Annotated in this window: 13 protein-coding genes and 1 riboswitch; of the genes, 7 read left to right on the forward strand and 6 right to left on the reverse strand. The window is 42.2% G+C overall.

The window, feature by feature from the left end; genetic code table 11:
• Positions 1-2: 2 nt before the first annotated feature.
• From LY11_RS14035 to thiS, 3 genes are read right to left on the reverse strand one after another with little or no spacing between them, the layout of a single operon-like run.
• A complete protein-coding gene (locus tag LY11_RS14035) occupies positions 3-596 on the reverse strand; it encodes a thiamine phosphate synthase (RefSeq protein WP_111634298.1) in 594 nt (197 codons plus the stop codon).
• Complete coding sequence (gene thiC, locus LY11_RS14040) at positions 597-2480, reverse strand: phosphomethylpyrimidine synthase ThiC (protein ID WP_111634299.1); 1884 nt, start codon at positions 2478-2480, stop codon at positions 597-599. It abuts the gene before it with no gap.
• 40 nt (positions 2481-2520) lie between these two features.
• Positions 2521-2724 (reverse strand): sulfur carrier protein ThiS, encoded by a 204-nt coding sequence (gene thiS / locus LY11_RS14045; protein WP_111634353.1) that lies wholly within the window; start codon positions 2722-2724, stop codon positions 2521-2523.
• A 60-nt stretch (positions 2725-2784) separates the two neighbouring features.
• Positions 2785-2872, reverse strand: a riboswitch (TPP riboswitch).
• 143 nt (positions 2873-3015) lie between these two features.
• Here thiS and LY11_RS14050 point away from each other — a divergent pair.
• Genes LY11_RS14050 through LY11_RS14060 form a run of 3 tightly spaced genes read left to right on the forward strand, consistent with a single transcriptional unit; the run spans position 3016 to position 4928 of the window.
• Positions 3016-3666 carry a FadR/GntR family transcriptional regulator gene (locus LY11_RS14050; protein ID WP_111634300.1) on the forward strand — a complete coding sequence of 217 codons (651 nt, stop codon included), beginning with the start codon at positions 3016-3018 and terminating at the stop codon, positions 3664-3666.
• A 24-nt stretch (positions 3667-3690) separates the two neighbouring features.
• Positions 3691-4524 (forward strand): sulfite exporter TauE/SafE family protein, encoded by an 834-nt coding sequence (locus LY11_RS14055; RefSeq protein WP_111634301.1) that lies wholly within the window; start codon positions 3691-3693, stop codon positions 4522-4524.
• Positions 4525-4529: 5 nt separating this feature from the next.
• On the forward strand, positions 4530-4928 hold the full coding sequence (locus LY11_RS14060; protein WP_111634302.1) for a DUF1634 domain-containing protein: 399 nt from the start codon (positions 4530-4532) through the stop codon (positions 4926-4928).
• A gap of 42 nt (positions 4929-4970) precedes the next feature.
• Here the strand turns inward: LY11_RS14060 and LY11_RS14065 are convergent, their stop codons facing one another.
• Positions 4971-6185, reverse strand: coding sequence for an MFS transporter (locus LY11_RS14065; RefSeq protein WP_111634303.1), 1215 nt, complete (start codon positions 6183-6185; stop codon positions 4971-4973).
• 156 nt (positions 6186-6341) lie between these two features.
• On the opposite strand from LY11_RS14065, the gene LY11_RS14070 reads away from it, so the two are divergent.
• On the forward strand, positions 6342-7214 hold the full coding sequence (locus tag LY11_RS14070; protein WP_111634304.1) for a LysR substrate-binding domain-containing protein: 873 nt from the start codon (positions 6342-6344) through the stop codon (positions 7212-7214).
• Between the two features lie 294 nt (positions 7215-7508).
• Here the strand turns inward: LY11_RS14070 and ribB are convergent, their stop codons facing one another.
• Entirely contained in the window at positions 7509-8159 is a 651-nt protein-coding gene (ribB, locus tag LY11_RS14075) for a 3,4-dihydroxy-2-butanone-4-phosphate synthase (RefSeq protein WP_111634305.1), read from the reverse strand.
• A gap of 44 nt (positions 8160-8203) precedes the next feature.
• Complete coding sequence (locus LY11_RS14080; protein WP_111634306.1) at positions 8204-9520, reverse strand: sensor histidine kinase; 1317 nt, start codon at positions 9518-9520, stop codon at positions 8204-8206.
• Positions 9521-9771: 251 nt separating this feature from the next.
• Here LY11_RS14080 and LY11_RS14085 point away from each other — a divergent pair, with 251 nt between their 5' ends.
• The 3 genes from LY11_RS14085 to ccoN all read left to right on the forward strand — a co-directional run bounded on the left by LY11_RS14085 (position 9772) and on the right by ccoN (position 14533).
• Positions 9772-12162 carry a heavy metal translocating P-type ATPase gene (locus tag LY11_RS14085; RefSeq protein WP_111634307.1) on the forward strand — a complete coding sequence of 797 codons (2391 nt, stop codon included), beginning with the start codon at positions 9772-9774 and terminating at the stop codon, positions 12160-12162.
• Complete coding sequence (ccoS, locus tag LY11_RS14090) at positions 12159-12353, forward strand: cbb3-type cytochrome oxidase assembly protein CcoS (protein ID WP_111634308.1); 195 nt, start codon at positions 12159-12161, stop codon at positions 12351-12353. Before LY11_RS14085 ends, ccoS begins: the two co-directional genes overlap by 4 nt.
• A gap of 68 nt (positions 12354-12421) precedes the next feature.
• Positions 12422-14533 carry a cytochrome-c oxidase, cbb3-type subunit I gene (ccoN, locus tag LY11_RS14095; RefSeq protein WP_111634309.1) on the forward strand — a complete coding sequence of 704 codons (2112 nt, stop codon included), beginning with the start codon at positions 12422-12424 and terminating at the stop codon, positions 14531-14533.
• Positions 14534-14538: the final 5 nt, after the last annotated feature.

Here is a 14538-nt window from a genome sequence, read left to right on the forward strand (position 1 = left end):
TCTTATAATGATTTAATCATTTTTTCAAATTCTTTTACTGCGCCGGACGGGTGATTCCAAAGTGCACCAAGAACGGCTGCACCGTTAAAATTCATCCGCTGCAATTCCTGGAACAAGTCTGCTGTGACTCCTCCAATACCAAAGACCTTTAGTCCTTCTGGTACTGCAGACAAACTAAAATCTCTATCCACTATACTTTGATAACCCACTTTAGAAATACTGTTAAATACTGGCCCGAACAGCACATAATCCAGAAAGGCTGTATCTGCTGGTGGCCCCCATTCATGAACAGAACGGCTTAAATGAAAGTCATCTGCAAAAAGTGCTATTCTTTGCTGTTCACTCGTATGTTTCCATAGTTTTTCAGGATAATGAAGTCTGCGGATTGAAAACCTGTTTGCCAGTTCATGTTGCTGATGAATGGAAATTGCCGGGTAATAAACCGGATTGATCACCTCCATCAGCTTCATAAATTTAGCTTCATCATTTTCCGGTTTCCGAAGATGGAGTAATTGAAGCCCGGCATCAAACAAGGCATTAATCAATTCTCCCTCTCCTTCAAAATAATCCGGGCGCGTGATGACTATAAGTTCCATTTATAAGTAGATTTCACTTCCTTTTTCGGTGAACTCACGCGATTTATCTTCCATTCCTTTTGCCAGCGCCGCAGCTTCGTCCAAACCTTGTTTAGCTGCATATTCCCTCACATCCTGCGTAATTTTCATCGAACAGAAATTCGGGCCGCACATGGAACAAAAGTGAGCGATTTTAGCACCGTCAGCAGGAAGTGTCTCATCATGAAATTCTTTTGCCGTATCCGGATCAAGAGAAAGGTTAAACTGATCTTCCCATCTGAACTCAAACCTGGCTTTACTTAAAGCATTGTCGCGGTATTGAGCTCCGGGATGTCCCTTCGCCAGATCTGCCGCATGTGCAGCAATTTTATAAGTGATTACGCCGTCTTTTACGTCCTTCTTATTTGGCAAGCCCAAATGTTCTTTTGGCGTTACATAACACAACATGGCAGTTCCGTACCAGCCAATCATCGCCGCTCCAATTGCTGAAGTAATATGATCATATCCGGGTGCAATATCAGTTGTCAGCGGCCCTAAAGTATAAAATGGGGCTTCGCCGCAATGTTCCAGCTGTTTTTCCATATTTTCTTTAATCATGTGCATCGGCACGTGGCCCGGCCCCTCAATAATGGTCTGTACATCATGTTTCCAGGCAATCTTGGTCAGCTCACCCAATGTTTCCAACTCTGCAAACTGTGCTGCGTCATTGGCATCGGCCAGACATCCTGGTCTTAGTCCGTCACCTAATGAAAAGGCAACATCATAGGCTTTCATGATCTCACAGATTTCTTCAAAATGGGTATATAGAAAACTCTCCTGATGGTGCGCTAAACACCATTTCGCCATGATTGATCCACCTCTTGACACTATACCTGTAATCCTTTTTGCAGTTAATGGAATATATCTCAACAATACTCCGGCATGGATAGTAAAGTAATCAACTCCCTGCTCGGCCTGCTCAATTAAGGTATCCCTGAACAGCTCCCAGGTCAGGTCCTCAGCTTTACCATTCACTTTTTCCAGTGCCTGGTAAATTGGGACTGTCCCGATCGGAACTGGTGAATTCCTGATAATCCACTCTCTTGTTTCATGGATATTCTTACCTGTTGACAGATCCATAATATTATCTGCACCCCAGCGGCATGCCCATACTGCTTTTTCAACCTCTTCTTCAATACTGGAAGTCACTGCTGAATTACCAATATTTGCGTTGATCTTAACCAGGAAATTCCGGCCAATAATCATAGGTTCAGATTCAGGGTGATTGATATTTGATGGAATAACAGCTCTGCCGCAGGCCACTTCCTGACGTACAAATTCTGGTGTAATCAACCCCTTAGGTGTATTTGCACCAAAGCTATTTCCTGCATGCTGCTGACTCATCGCTTCGGCCTGCTCTCCTTTTTCATTATTCCAGAGTTCTATTCTTTGATTTTCTCTGATCGCGATATATTCCATTTCAGGAGTAATGATCCCTTTTCTCGCATAGTGCATCTGAGATACATTCTGCCCTGCTTTTGCACGGTATGGCTGATGCTGAAAAGCGAAACGCAAATGATCCAGAGAGGGATCTGCCAGTCGCTGCGCACCATAAGCAGAGGTAACCTGATCCAGTTTTTCTACGTCACCTCTATCGGTTACCCAACTTTCTCTGATTCGTGGCAACCCTGCTTTAACATCAATATGAGCATTCGGATCTGTATAAGGTCCGCTGGTATCATAAACTGTTACGGATGGGTTTTTCTCTGTCAGGCCAAAACCATTATGTATTTTGGTTTCGCTAAGGCTGATTTCACGCATGGCTACTTCAATATTATGAAGTTCACCTTTTACAAAAACTTTACGGGAGGCCGGGAACGGCTTTCTGCTGATGACCTGGCCATCTGGAATTTTTTCTACTTTCATCGTGATATGATTTTGTGAGGTTGCGAACAGAAATTAATGATTATCCACCCTGGGTTGCCTTGATCAGCATGACCTGATCTCCGGGTTGAAGATGGTATACAGACCAGTCAGATTTAGACACGACCGACTGATTAACAGCCACCGCAATACCGCTCCCTGAAACCTGTAAAACAGCAGTTAACAGCTGTATGACAGAACACGAACCGGCAATAGAATAAGTTTGATGATTTACAGTAATTTCCATTCTTTTCATTTTTAATAACGATAGGAATGACCTGTATAAGGAATGGAAAACCTACAACATAGTTGTGGCTTCACTTTTCCCTTCGGCAGTACTAACTGCATCAGGTTCAAAGGGTATATCTCAGCACAAGGCACCCCTAAAGTTTTTTGTAAACCTATAACATTTTTAATAAGAAAAGAAATTTATTAAAAAATCACCTTCCGAAAAAACAGTTATGCTTGTCACTTTTACATTACAAACATCAGATGTATACTATGATTATATACCTTTGAAACATCAGATGTTTAAATCATGAAGAGAATCAATTTATCAGACAAAGTAATCGCCGCGCTCAAAAGCGATATTGCGTCTGGAAAACTCAAAAGAGGTACAAAAATCCCATCAGAACCTGAACTGATGGAGCGTTATGAGGTTGGCCGCTCTACCATCAGGGAAGCGATTAAAACGCTGGCTATCTCCGGCATCCTTAAAGTACAGCAAGGTTCAGGTACTTTTGTCGCTTCAAAAGTAAAAGAGGAAACGCTTGCGCAGCGTTTGCGCCGGGCAGACTTCGAAGAAATTAATATGGTCCGCTCTTTACTCGAAAAAGAAATCGTAAAACTCGCTTGTCTGAACAGAACTGAGGAAGATCTGACTGCCATGCAAAATCATCTTTTGCAGCGAAAAAAAGCTATTGATACCGATCAGCAGCAAAAATGCACTGATGCAGACATCGCTTTTCATATCAGCATTGCGAAAGCTTCAAAAAACAAGGTATTAATTGATCTTTATCAAAATTTCACTGCAGTAATCCGCGATTTCTTCACTAAACGCAAGGAGCAAAACATGGCTTATTTTGCCAGAAGCCATGCCTGGCATGAAGAATTGGCAACTGCGATTGTGAACAGAGATCAGGAAGCCGCGGAACAGCTTATCAAAACATTATTAGATAACAATTATTAAAAACTCTTATTAATTATACAGCTCATGACAATTTTAACCTTTACCCTGATCCTGTTATTGGGGGCTTATCTTGCAGGACTTGCTGGTTCGCTGACTGGTCTTGGCGGCGGCGTGGTAATTATACCCTTGCTGACCCTGTTCTTTCATGTTGACATCCGTTACGCTATCGGTGCGGCACTGGTGGCTTCAATTGCTACTTCTTCCGGCTCGGCAAGTGCTTATGTCAAAGAAGGTATCACCAATATCCGCCTTGGGATGTTCCTGGAGATTGCGACAACCGCAGGTGCCGTTATGGGAGCGATACTGGCGATCTACACGCCTGTTAACATCGTAGCGATCTTATTTGGTGTGACTTTGATCTTTTCGGCAGCAATGACCCTGAGAAAGAAACATGAAGGTGCACTGGCAGAAGGCAGTAAGCTTTCCTACGTGCTTAAATTAAACAGCAGTTATCCTACAAAAGACGGTGTAGTAGACTATAAACTAAAAAACATAGGTGGCGGGTTCTCTATCATGGCCCTTGCGGGGATGCTTTCCGGATTATTAGGGATAGGCTCTGGTGCTTTAAAAGTATTGGCGATGGACAGTGCCATGCGTGTTCCGTTCAGGGTAAGTACAACAACCAGTAATTTCATGGTTGGGGTAACTGCTGCAGCGAGTGCGGTAGTGTATTTACAAAGAGGTTACATTGATCCCGGAATTGCTTTTCCAGTAATTATCGGTGTACTTGCCGGCGCTTTCACGGGCTCAAAGCTATTGATGAAGATCGACGTTAAATGGTTGAAGATCATCTTCAGTTTCGCGATCACAGCCATCGCGCTCAACATGATCTACAATGGTTTTAATCATAAATTCTAGGAAACATGAATCACAATAAAGACACTAAAAGGGTAACCGACTACGATATGCAGCAGCTGATCGGTCAGGTTTTAAGGTACGGGGTATTAATCTCAGGTCTTGTGGCCATTATCGGAGGAATCTGGTACCTGTTTCAGCAGGGTTCGGGTCTTCCTGACTACAGTACTTTCCATGGGGAAGGCGAAGGTTATACCAGCCTTACCGGAATATTTAAAGGATTAGGGGACGGCAGTGCCAAAGAAATCATCCAGTTGGGTGTTGTCATTCTGATAGCGACCCCGATTATAAGAATTGTATTCTCCCTGGTTGCATTCGGATTGGAAAGAGATAAGTTGTATGTATTGATCACGCTGATCGTACTTTCAATTATCCTGTTCAGTACTTTCGGAGGATTGAGTATTTAAAACGAAATGCGCGTATCTTAATGATACGCGCATTTACTATAATTATATAGTTTTAACTGCTGCTTGTCTGCTTTTGTAATAGGCAAAGATGCCAGTAGCCGCTATTCCTATCAAACCTTCAATCAATACTGCTGGTCTTGGGCCAATTAAATGTGCCACCCATCCAATCAGCAGACTGCCTACAGGGATCAATCCCTGGTAAGCCATTACATAGTAGCTGATAGCACGTCCGCGCATTTCAGGAATGGCATGTGTTTGAATATAAGTATTAATTGCTGAAGACTGTGCCATCATACCCACGCCTGACAATCCCATAAAAACAAGTGCAATAGGCAGCTGCGGCGCGTAAGCAAGAAATAACAAACTACCTCCCATTACTGCACCTGCAATAGTGGTCAATTTGATCATGGTGCTGCTGTCTTTTAAATTGGCAAGGTAAATCGCACTGATAATTGATCCCAAACCCGCTGCGCTTTCAAACCAGCTGAAAGTTTTAGCATCCCCATTGAATATATCTTTAGCAAAGATCGGCATCAGTGTATTGAAAGGAATTACAAAAAGACTGCTGATCCCGATCATCATAATCATGCTGCTTAGCTCTTTATCCCCCGATACATACCTGAAACCTTCTTCCAGTTCCACCCAAATGCTTTTAGTTGATTTCGTAATAATCTGAGCAGGCAAACGCATCATGAATAAACAAATCAGTACCGGAATATAGCTCAGGAAGTTCCCCAGAAAACAAATATCAGTACCGAATGTGCTCAGGATAATCCCTGCAACAGCCGGCCCTGCAATACGCGCAAAATTGGCCATAGAAGAATTCAGTGCAATCGCATTTGGCAAATCATTTTTATCATTCACCATTTCTACCATCAGTGACTGTCTACAGGTTACATCAAAAGCATTGACAATTCCCTGAACCAGGCTCAGCCCGATAATAAAGAGGATATTATTATACCCAAAATAGATAATTGCTGCCAGTGCCCCTGCCTGGATCATGGAGACTACCTGTGTAATCACCAGAATACGGTACCGGTTATGTCTGTCTACCAGACTACCTGCATAAGGTGATAAAATCAACGAAGGAATCAAACTTACAAAACCAACTACCCCTAATAAAACTGCTGATCCTGTAAGCTGATAAACCAGCCAGCTGACCGCCGTCTTTTGCATCCATGTGCCTACAAGGGAAATTGATTGTCCATAAAAGAAGAGTTTGAAATTACGTGATTTTAGTGACCGAAAAACATTCATGATATTACTTTACAATTTTGAAGACCTGAACCAGATTAGCTGTGCTTATTTTGCCGCTCAGCTTTTCCTTAGAAAGTCTATTACAAATTTCGGCATAAACTATCTATTTATAAAATTGATAGTTTTAATGATATTGATTAGTTTTAACGATCGATTATGGAAATCAGACAAATCAATTACTTCATTAAAGCTGCAGAACTCCTGCACTTTACAGATGCCGCAGCGGCCTGCTTTGTTACGCAGTCTACCTTGTCCCAGCAAATCAAACAACTGGAAGAAGACTTAGGCATGCTCCTGTTCGACCGGATGGGCAAACAAGTAAAACTAACAGAAGCCGGTAATGTATTCCTGGTACATGCCCAACAAATTATACTCGACATCAAAAAATCCCGGCAAGCCATCTTTGAGCTCGCCAATATGGTGAACGGAGAGCTAAAAATCGGGGTAACCTACGCTTTCAGCTCCCTCCTGCTGCCAGCCTTAACCCCATTCTCTGAGAAATACCCCGGTATCATGATCCACATCGAATACGGAACAGCCGGTGAACTGGAAACCAAACTAAAAATGGCAGATCTGGACATCATCCTGGCCTTTCATGAACAGCGTGATAGCAGCGGCTTTGAAATGCAGCCCGTATTCTCTTCCAAAATCATTATGGCGATTTCTAAAGAAAACCCTCTGGCCAAACTGCCAAAAATCTCCTTAAAAGAACTCGGAAAACTCGATCTGATTCTCCCAAGCAAAGGTTTTAGCTCGCGGGACCTATTCGATGAAATCTTTAGAAAAAACAATATTACGCCCAATACCAGGATCGAAATGAACGATGTACATTCCCTGCTATCCATGGTTGAATCCGGAAACTGGGCAACCATCATTAATGAAAAGGCAATAAGTACGTGGGAAAACATTGCTGCCGTACCAATTTCAGATAAAAAACTCTACAAACAGGCTTTCATCCTCTGGCAAAAAGGAGTTTACCGTAAAAAATCAGCAATGCTGTTCGTCGAAGAATTTATGAAAGTGGTGTAGTGATGTAAAAGGTAATCCAAAAAGCTATGAATCAAGCCATATAACAAGTAATCCAAATAGCTATCCATCGGGGTTATCCAAAAAGCTATTCACCCTGGTTATCCAAAAAGCTATGAATCAAGCTATGTATTAAACTATACAGTTTCTCCGGCTATCCATCCTGCAACAGGAGAAACTGTAAAAAAAAGGAGTGTACTAATGTGAAGGGCATGCGTTCCGGGCTTCTTCAGCGAAGGCAATGTCGCCCGAACATAGTATACTCCTTTTTTTTACGTTTATAGAATGCGTAAAAATCTACTTCAGCAATGATAAACGATACTGGAAAATATCTTCGATAGAAACCACAGTAGACTCATACTTATCTGCAAAAACAGAAATCTCAGCCAGCCTTGCCATCGTACCATCCTCATTAGTCAGCTCACAAAGAACTGCTACCGGCTTAAACCCAGCAAGAACCACTAAATCAATGCTCCCCTCAGTATGACCACGTCTGCCGAAAACCCCATCCTCATTAGCCCTTAAAGGGAAAACATGACCAGGTCTGGAAAGATCCCCAGGCTTGGCCTGATCAGCAATTGCCGTTCTGATCGTCTGTAAACGATCCGCAGCAGAAACCCCGGTAGTCACCCCCTCCTTAGCCTCAATAGAAACCGTAAACGGCGTATGATACTTACTCGTATTCACCTGTACCATAGGCTGCAACTCCAAAGCATCAACTTTATCAGGCTTCAAACAAAGGCAAATAATACCGCTGCACTCCCTGATCATTAAAGCCATATCCGATACCGTCATAGACTCCGCAGGAAAAATCAGGTCACCCTCATTCTCTCTGCTCTCATCATCAACAACCAGTACCCCTTTACCCTTTTTCAGGCAGTCCAGCGCATTTTCAACTCTTTCCTTAAACCCTTTTCCGAAACGGGACAGCTCATAATGATCTTCCATATATTATAATTTTTTTGACCGTGCAAAGGTGACTAATTAAATTTTCAATTCAAATGCAAAGCAAACAAATCATTCTGCGAAGAAATCTGGAGGCTCACAAAAAAAGTAGTCCCCACATTTAACGTACTCTCCACCCAGATCCTCCCCTCCTGTAACTCAATAAACTCCTTACACAAAACCAAACCCAAACCCACACCCTTTTCCTGATTCGTCCCATAAGTACTCTGAGAATTTAACGAGAAAATACGATCAAAATCAACCGTATCAATTCCAATTCCTGTATCCTGTATCTTAATCCAGCACTCCTTGCCATGAACCTCAGAAGAAATCGTGATCTGTCCACCAGGCGGAGTAAATTTAATGGCATTATTCAGCAAATTGCGCACAATCAATTCCAGCATATCATTATCTGCAATCACATACAAATTCTGCAATAACTTATTGTTCAAAATCAGTCCCTTCTCCTCCGCAAGACTCGTCTGTAAAAGCAAAGTCGTTTCCAAAGCCCACTCCAAATTAAGCACAAGCATTTTCACAATCGCCCCCTCCATCTGCGTCTTACTCCAGGAAAGCAAATTAATTAACATCTGCCCCGTATACTTCGTCTCCTTCAGCAAACTCGAATTTATACTTCTCTTTTCCTCCTCCTCAATTTCAACCTCCATAGAAATTTCCAGAAAACTCTGGATAGAATTTAACGGTGACCGCAGATCATGCGCCAGGATAGAAAATAACTTATTCTTCGACTGATTCGCAATCTCCAGCTGCTCAGCCCGTTTTTCCGCCAACAGCCTCTCCCGGTTATAACTTGTGATAATACTCGTCAGAATGAAATAAATGATAATTAAAGTAAAGAAATATACATAGCCAAAATCCAGATGTCTGCTCAGGTTATCCTCATAATTAACCGGTACCAACTCAGGATAACGGTATTGAAAAAGAATAAGACTGAGTGCCACAATAATATTAACAGACATCCAGGCAAAGCGCTGAATTTTAGGTACAATACTGATCACCAGGAAGAAGAAAAGCAAGTAAATAACTAACCCAGGGCCATTAATACCAGAATTCTTCAGGAAAAAAGCTATAAATAACAAATTCCCCAATACACAAAAAATGGTGACCGCAAGATTAAGCTTGTATTTAAATTTCGATAAATAGTAAACAAAACCAACAGCAAATACCGCCGGCACCAGCAAAAATGACAAGGTATATAACCCAATCAGGTAGTTAAAGACTACGCTGCAAGTAAAAAGCAAACCAGTAAAAATGCAGGCAGTATGAAATATGATTGCTTCCAGCGTATAGGTATCAGGACTACCCATAAGTTGTGACCATAACTGCATTTTATCTTTTTTCATCAATAATAAAATTGTTTCTCGGTTGTGATGAAGCTATCATTTGCTAACGATTTTGCTCATTTCGCGATATATTCTGTTGCAAATGCCAGTTCCATCCTATAATAAGAGCCTACGATGAGCAATAGTTTTTAATTTCACGAAATAAAATATAAAGTTATGGAAATAAAAGTGACATGCGTCACTTTTTAAGGTTTCTGCTATCATTTTACAACTGAGATTATGCCCCCATTTTTGGAGGAAAGAATTTCAGCATGAAAGAAACAAATAGCTTAACTGTGGAAACACAATGTTTTCACTGCGGTGATCATCTTCCGGAAAAGCCCTATCCTGCGGACGATAAACAATTTTGCTGCCTGGGTTGTAAAGGTGTTTATCAGATTCTTTCCAAACACAATCTTTCCAGCTATTATCTTTACAATGACGTGCCTGGGAGCTCCCAAAAGAAGAAAACGTTACATTTTGACTATCTGGACGAGCCCGGAATTGCCGCTGAACTGGTCGATTATACCGATGCAAAAGTTACTGTAATTACACTTTTCATCCCGGTGATCCACTGCAGCTCCTGCATCTGGCTGCTCGAACATTTGCATAAAATCAATCCCGCTATCGCACAGTCGCGAGTAGATTTTCTAAAAAAGCAAGTCAGCATTACTTTCAGAAATCAACAAATTTCACTCCGTGAGGTTGTAGAAAACTTAAACGCAATCGGCTATGAACCCCTGATTAGTCTACAGGATATGATCAAAAAACAGCAAACCGATCATTCCGAACGCAACCTTTTCACTAAAATCGCAGTTGCAGGATTCTGTTTCGGCAATGTGATGTTGTTAAGTTTTCCAGATTATTTTGGCCTGAACAGCCTGGAACAAGACTTTAAAAACTTCTTCGGCTGGATCAATCTTGCTTTCGCCATTCCAGTATTGCTCTATAGCGCCAGAGATTATTTTATCTCCGCCTGGACAAATCTTAAAAACGGTATTCTGAACCTCGATTTCCCACTCGCACTGGGTATCGCAGTCATGTTTATCCGCTCTGCTTATGAAATCATTACCCAAACAGGTGCTGGTTTTGTAGATACCCTATGCTCTCTTGTATTTTTCCTGCTGATTGGCAAATGGATGCAGAAGCGCACCTACCATTACCTCTCCTTTGAACGCGATTTCCGTTCTTATTTCCCTGTAGCAGTAACACAGTTAAAAGATGGCAAAGAAAAACCACTTCCATTAAATGAACTGAAAACCGGTGACCGCATTCTGATCCGCAGCAATGAAATTATTCCTGCCGATGCCATCCTGTTAAAAGGGGATGCGAAACTTGATTTCAGCTTTGTAACGGGTGAATCTATTCCGGTAGAAAAAGTTTTAGGGGAGATCGTTTATGCAGGAGGAAGACAACTCCATGGTGCCATTGAATTAGAAGTCGTTAAGCCCGTTTCTCAAAGTTATTTAACCAAATTATGGAATAACGAAGCCTTTTCGGGAGAAAGAGATCCTATAAAAACTTTCAGTGACACGGCGAGTCGTTACTTTAGCATCGTGCTGGTGGCTATAGCGCTGGCAGCAGGTTTATATTGGATAAATACGGACGTAAACAAAGCTGTGGCCGCATTTACAGCAGTACTGATTATCGCCTGTCCTTGTGCATTAGCCCTAAGCTCCCCTTTTACACTGGCGGCAGTACTCAGCATATTTGATCAGAATAAATTCTATTTAAAAAATACGTCTGTCATAGAAGAACTTGCACGGATAGATACCATCGTCTTTGATAAAACAGGTACGATTACCAATCCGGAATCAGCAGGTTTTGAATTTGATGGGACTCTTGATCAGTATGAGCGTCAATTAGTCTTTGATCTGGCCAGAAATTCAGGACATCCCTTGAGCCGTGAACTCGTGAAGTGGTTAGCTGAAACTCCATTATTTCAAGTGGAGCACTATATGGAAAAAGTAGGCCGCGGAATTAGTGGCTGTGTAGATGGCCATGAGGTAAAGCTAGGCAGTGCTGCCTACCTGGGTCTGAAAGCAGAGGATCACGGTAGTGTGGTTCATATTTTAATAGAAACGCGTTATTGCGGCTATTTCCGTTCTGCCCAGCGCTGGAGAACAGGATTTAAGCCTTTAGCGTTAAAGTTAGGCCAGACTGCTGACCTCCATTTATTATCAGGAGATCAGGACCATGACCGGAATTCACTAACTCCGTTTTTCCCAAGGGTGCAACAGTTACATTTCCAGCAAAGTCCGCAGCAAAAACTGGATTATATTCTTCAGCTCCAGCAAAACAACGCCAAAGTAATGATGCTGGGCGATGGTTTAAATGATGCCGGAGCCTTAAAACAAAGTAATTTAGGCGTGGCAGTTACCGACGATATTAACAACTTTTCTCCGGGATGCGATGCAATTCTGGACGGGGCTGCTTTCCAAAAGATACCGCAGTTCATCAAACAGGCAAAAGATGCAGTCAAAGTGATCCATATGAGTTTTGGGATCTCTGTGCTTTATAATATTGTGGGCTTATTCTTTGCCGTACAAGGCTTGCTCTCCCCTTTGATGGCCGCGATACTCATGCCGATGAGTACAATCACCATTATTCTTTTCACCAGTTTAACCGCCCGGCTTTACGCCCGTAAAAACAAATTATTATGAACATGATCTATATGCTGATTGGCTTCAGCATTCTGCTGGCTTTGTTGTTTCTGCTTGCCTTTTTCTGGGCGAATAAATCTGGTCAGCATGATGATCTTTTCACACCCGGTGTGCGGGTACTTTTTGAAGAAGAAGAACCTCAGGAAACCGGTAACGAAGAAAAAAGTGATGAAGATCATTCCACAAGATAACTCCTGTCACTCCCCAGGATACCACTAGCAGCTATTTTTACCCCCATAAACAACTACAAGTTTTTCTCATGACTGAAAAATTCCACTACGACAACAAGATCGTCAGAAACTTCGCATTAGCCACCATCATCTGGGGTATAGTGGGAATGACGATTGGACTTCTGATTGCCATGCAGCTCTTCAAGCCTGCCATGAACATGGGCTCTCAATACACGACTTTCGGCCGCATCAGGCCATTGCATACCAATGCGGTAATCTTTGCATTTGTAGGTAATGCGATTTTCATGGGCGTTTATTACTCCCTGCAACGCCTGCTCAAAGCCAGGATGTACAGCGATATACTCAGCAAGATACATTTCTGGGGCTGGCAGTTAATCATCATTGCGACAGTAATTACCCTTCCTTTAGGGTTAACCAGTTCACATGAATATGCAGAAATGGAGTGGCCGATCGATATTGCCATTACCATAATTTGGGTAGTGTTCGGTTACAACATGTTTGGTACGATTATTAAAAGACGGGAGAAACACATGTATGTGGCGATCTGGTTTTATATTGCAACTTTCGTTACAGTAGCGGTACTTCATATCGTTAACTCTATCCAGTTGCCAGTCTCTGCTTTTAAAAGTTACTATGTTTACGCAGGAGTACAGGATGCACTGGTACAATGGTGGTACGGACATAATGCAGTTGCATTCTTTTTGACCACCCCTTACCTGGGTATGATGTATTACTTTTTGCCTAAAATGGCAAACCGCCCTGTTTATTCTTATAAATTAAGTATCCTGCATTTCTGGTCACTTATTTTCATCTATATCTGGGCAGGCCCTCACCATTTATTATATACTTCGCTGCCTTCCTGGGCACAATCTTTAGGGGTTGCTTTCTCAGTGATGCTGATTGCTCCAAGCTGGGGTGGTATGATTAACGGGTTGCTTACTTTACGTGGCGCGTGGGACAAAGTAAGAGAAGATCCAAAACTTAAATTCATGGTTGTAGGTTTAACAGCCTATGGAATGGCGACTTTTGAAGGCCCGTTATTAGCCTTTAAACAGATTAATGCAATTGCCCATTATACCGACTGGATAGTTGCACACGTTCACGTGGGTGCTTTAGGCTGGAACGGATTTTTAACTTTCGCTATTTTATACTGGCTGATCCCAAGAATTTACAATACAACTTTATACTCGGTAAAATTAGCCTCTTTCCACTTCTGGATTGGTACACTGGGAATTATATTCTATGCTGTTCCTTTATACTTTGCCGGATTTACGCAGGGCCTGATGTGGAAAGAGTTTACACCGGAAGGGCTGTTGAAATACCCTAATTTCCTGGAAACAGTGCTTCAGATTATACCAATGTACGTGATGAGGGCCATTGGTGGTGCCTTATATCTGACAGGTGTAATTGTGATGACCTATAACCTGATCAAAACGATGAAAGCTGGTAAGCTGGTAGCGAATGAAGCTGCTGAAGCACAACCATTAGCTCCGGTTTATGTCGCACAGGGTGATGACAAGAAATTACACCGCATGCTGGAACGTAAGCCAATGATCTTCATGGTGCTTTCTTTAATTGTAATTTTAATTGGCGGAATGATTGAAATGATGCCAACGTTTACCATTAAATCTAACATCCCGACCATAGCAAGTGTAAAACCATATACGCCACTGGAATTACAAGGACGCGATGTTTATATCAGAGAAGGTTGTGTTAACTGTCACTCTCAGATGATCCGCCCTTTCCGTTCTGAAACTGAACGTTATGGGGAATATAGTAAAGCCGGAGAGTTTGTTTATGATCATCCGTTCTTATGGGGTTCAAAACGCACAGGACCAGATCTGCAGCGTGAAGGTGGAAAATATGGTAACGCATGGCATTACAATCACCTGTATGATCCGCAAACGATGTCACCGGGCAGTATTATGCCTCCTTATGAATGGTTAGCGGAGCAAAAACTGGATACCACTACGACCCGCGTAAAAATCAATGCGATGCGCACTTTAGGTGTCCCTTACGAAAAAGGTTATGAGCATCAGGCCAATGCCGATTTGGACAAGCAGGCCAAAGCGATAGCCACCGATTTACAACAGAATAACATTAAGGTAAAAAGTGATAAGGAGATCATCGCGATCATCGCTTATCTGCAACGCCTTGGAACTGATATTAAAGCCAAATAAAGCAA

Source organism: Pedobacter cryoconitis (assembly GCF_003259615.1).
Lineage (GTDB): Bacteria > Bacteroidota > Bacteroidia > Sphingobacteriales > Sphingobacteriaceae > Pedobacter > Pedobacter cryoconitis.

Coding starts and splice junctions, on each gene's coding strand:
- LY11_RS14065 (WP_111634303.1), bottom strand. CDS start 6,185: ATGAATGTTTTTCGGTCACTAAAATCACGTAATTTCAAACTCTTCTTT.
- LY11_RS14080 (WP_111634306.1), bottom strand. CDS start 9,520: ATGAAAAAAGATAAAATGCAGTTATGGTCACAACTTATGGGTAGTCCT.
- LY11_RS14060 (WP_111634302.1), top strand. CDS start 4,530: ATGAATCACAATAAAGACACTAAAAGGGTAACCGACTACGATATGCAG.
- LY11_RS14050 (WP_111634300.1), top strand. CDS start 3,016: ATGAAGAGAATCAATTTATCAGACAAAGTAATCGCCGCGCTCAAAAGC.
- ccoS (WP_111634308.1), top strand. CDS start 12,159: ATGAACATGATCTATATGCTGATTGGCTTCAGCATTCTGCTGGCTTTG.
- ccoN (WP_111634309.1), top strand. CDS start 12,422: ATGACTGAAAAATTCCACTACGACAACAAGATCGTCAGAAACTTCGCA.
- LY11_RS14035 (WP_111634298.1), bottom strand. CDS start 596: ATGGAACTTATAGTCATCACGCGCCCGGATTATTTTGAAGGAGAGGGA.
- ribB (WP_111634305.1), bottom strand. CDS start 8,159: ATGGAAGATCATTATGAGCTGTCCCGTTTCGGAAAAGGGTTTAAGGAA.
- LY11_RS14070 (WP_111634304.1), top strand. CDS start 6,342: ATGGAAATCAGACAAATCAATTACTTCATTAAAGCTGCAGAACTCCTG.
- LY11_RS14055 (WP_111634301.1), top strand. CDS start 3,691: ATGACAATTTTAACCTTTACCCTGATCCTGTTATTGGGGGCTTATCTT.
- LY11_RS14085 (WP_111634307.1), top strand. CDS start 9,772: ATGAAAGAAACAAATAGCTTAACTGTGGAAACACAATGTTTTCACTGC.
- thiC (WP_111634299.1), bottom strand. CDS start 2,480: ATGAAAGTAGAAAAAATTCCAGATGGCCAGGTCATCAGCAGAAAGCCG.
- thiS (WP_111634353.1), bottom strand. CDS start 2,724: ATGGAAATTACTGTAAATCATCAAACTTATTCTATTGCCGGTTCGTGT.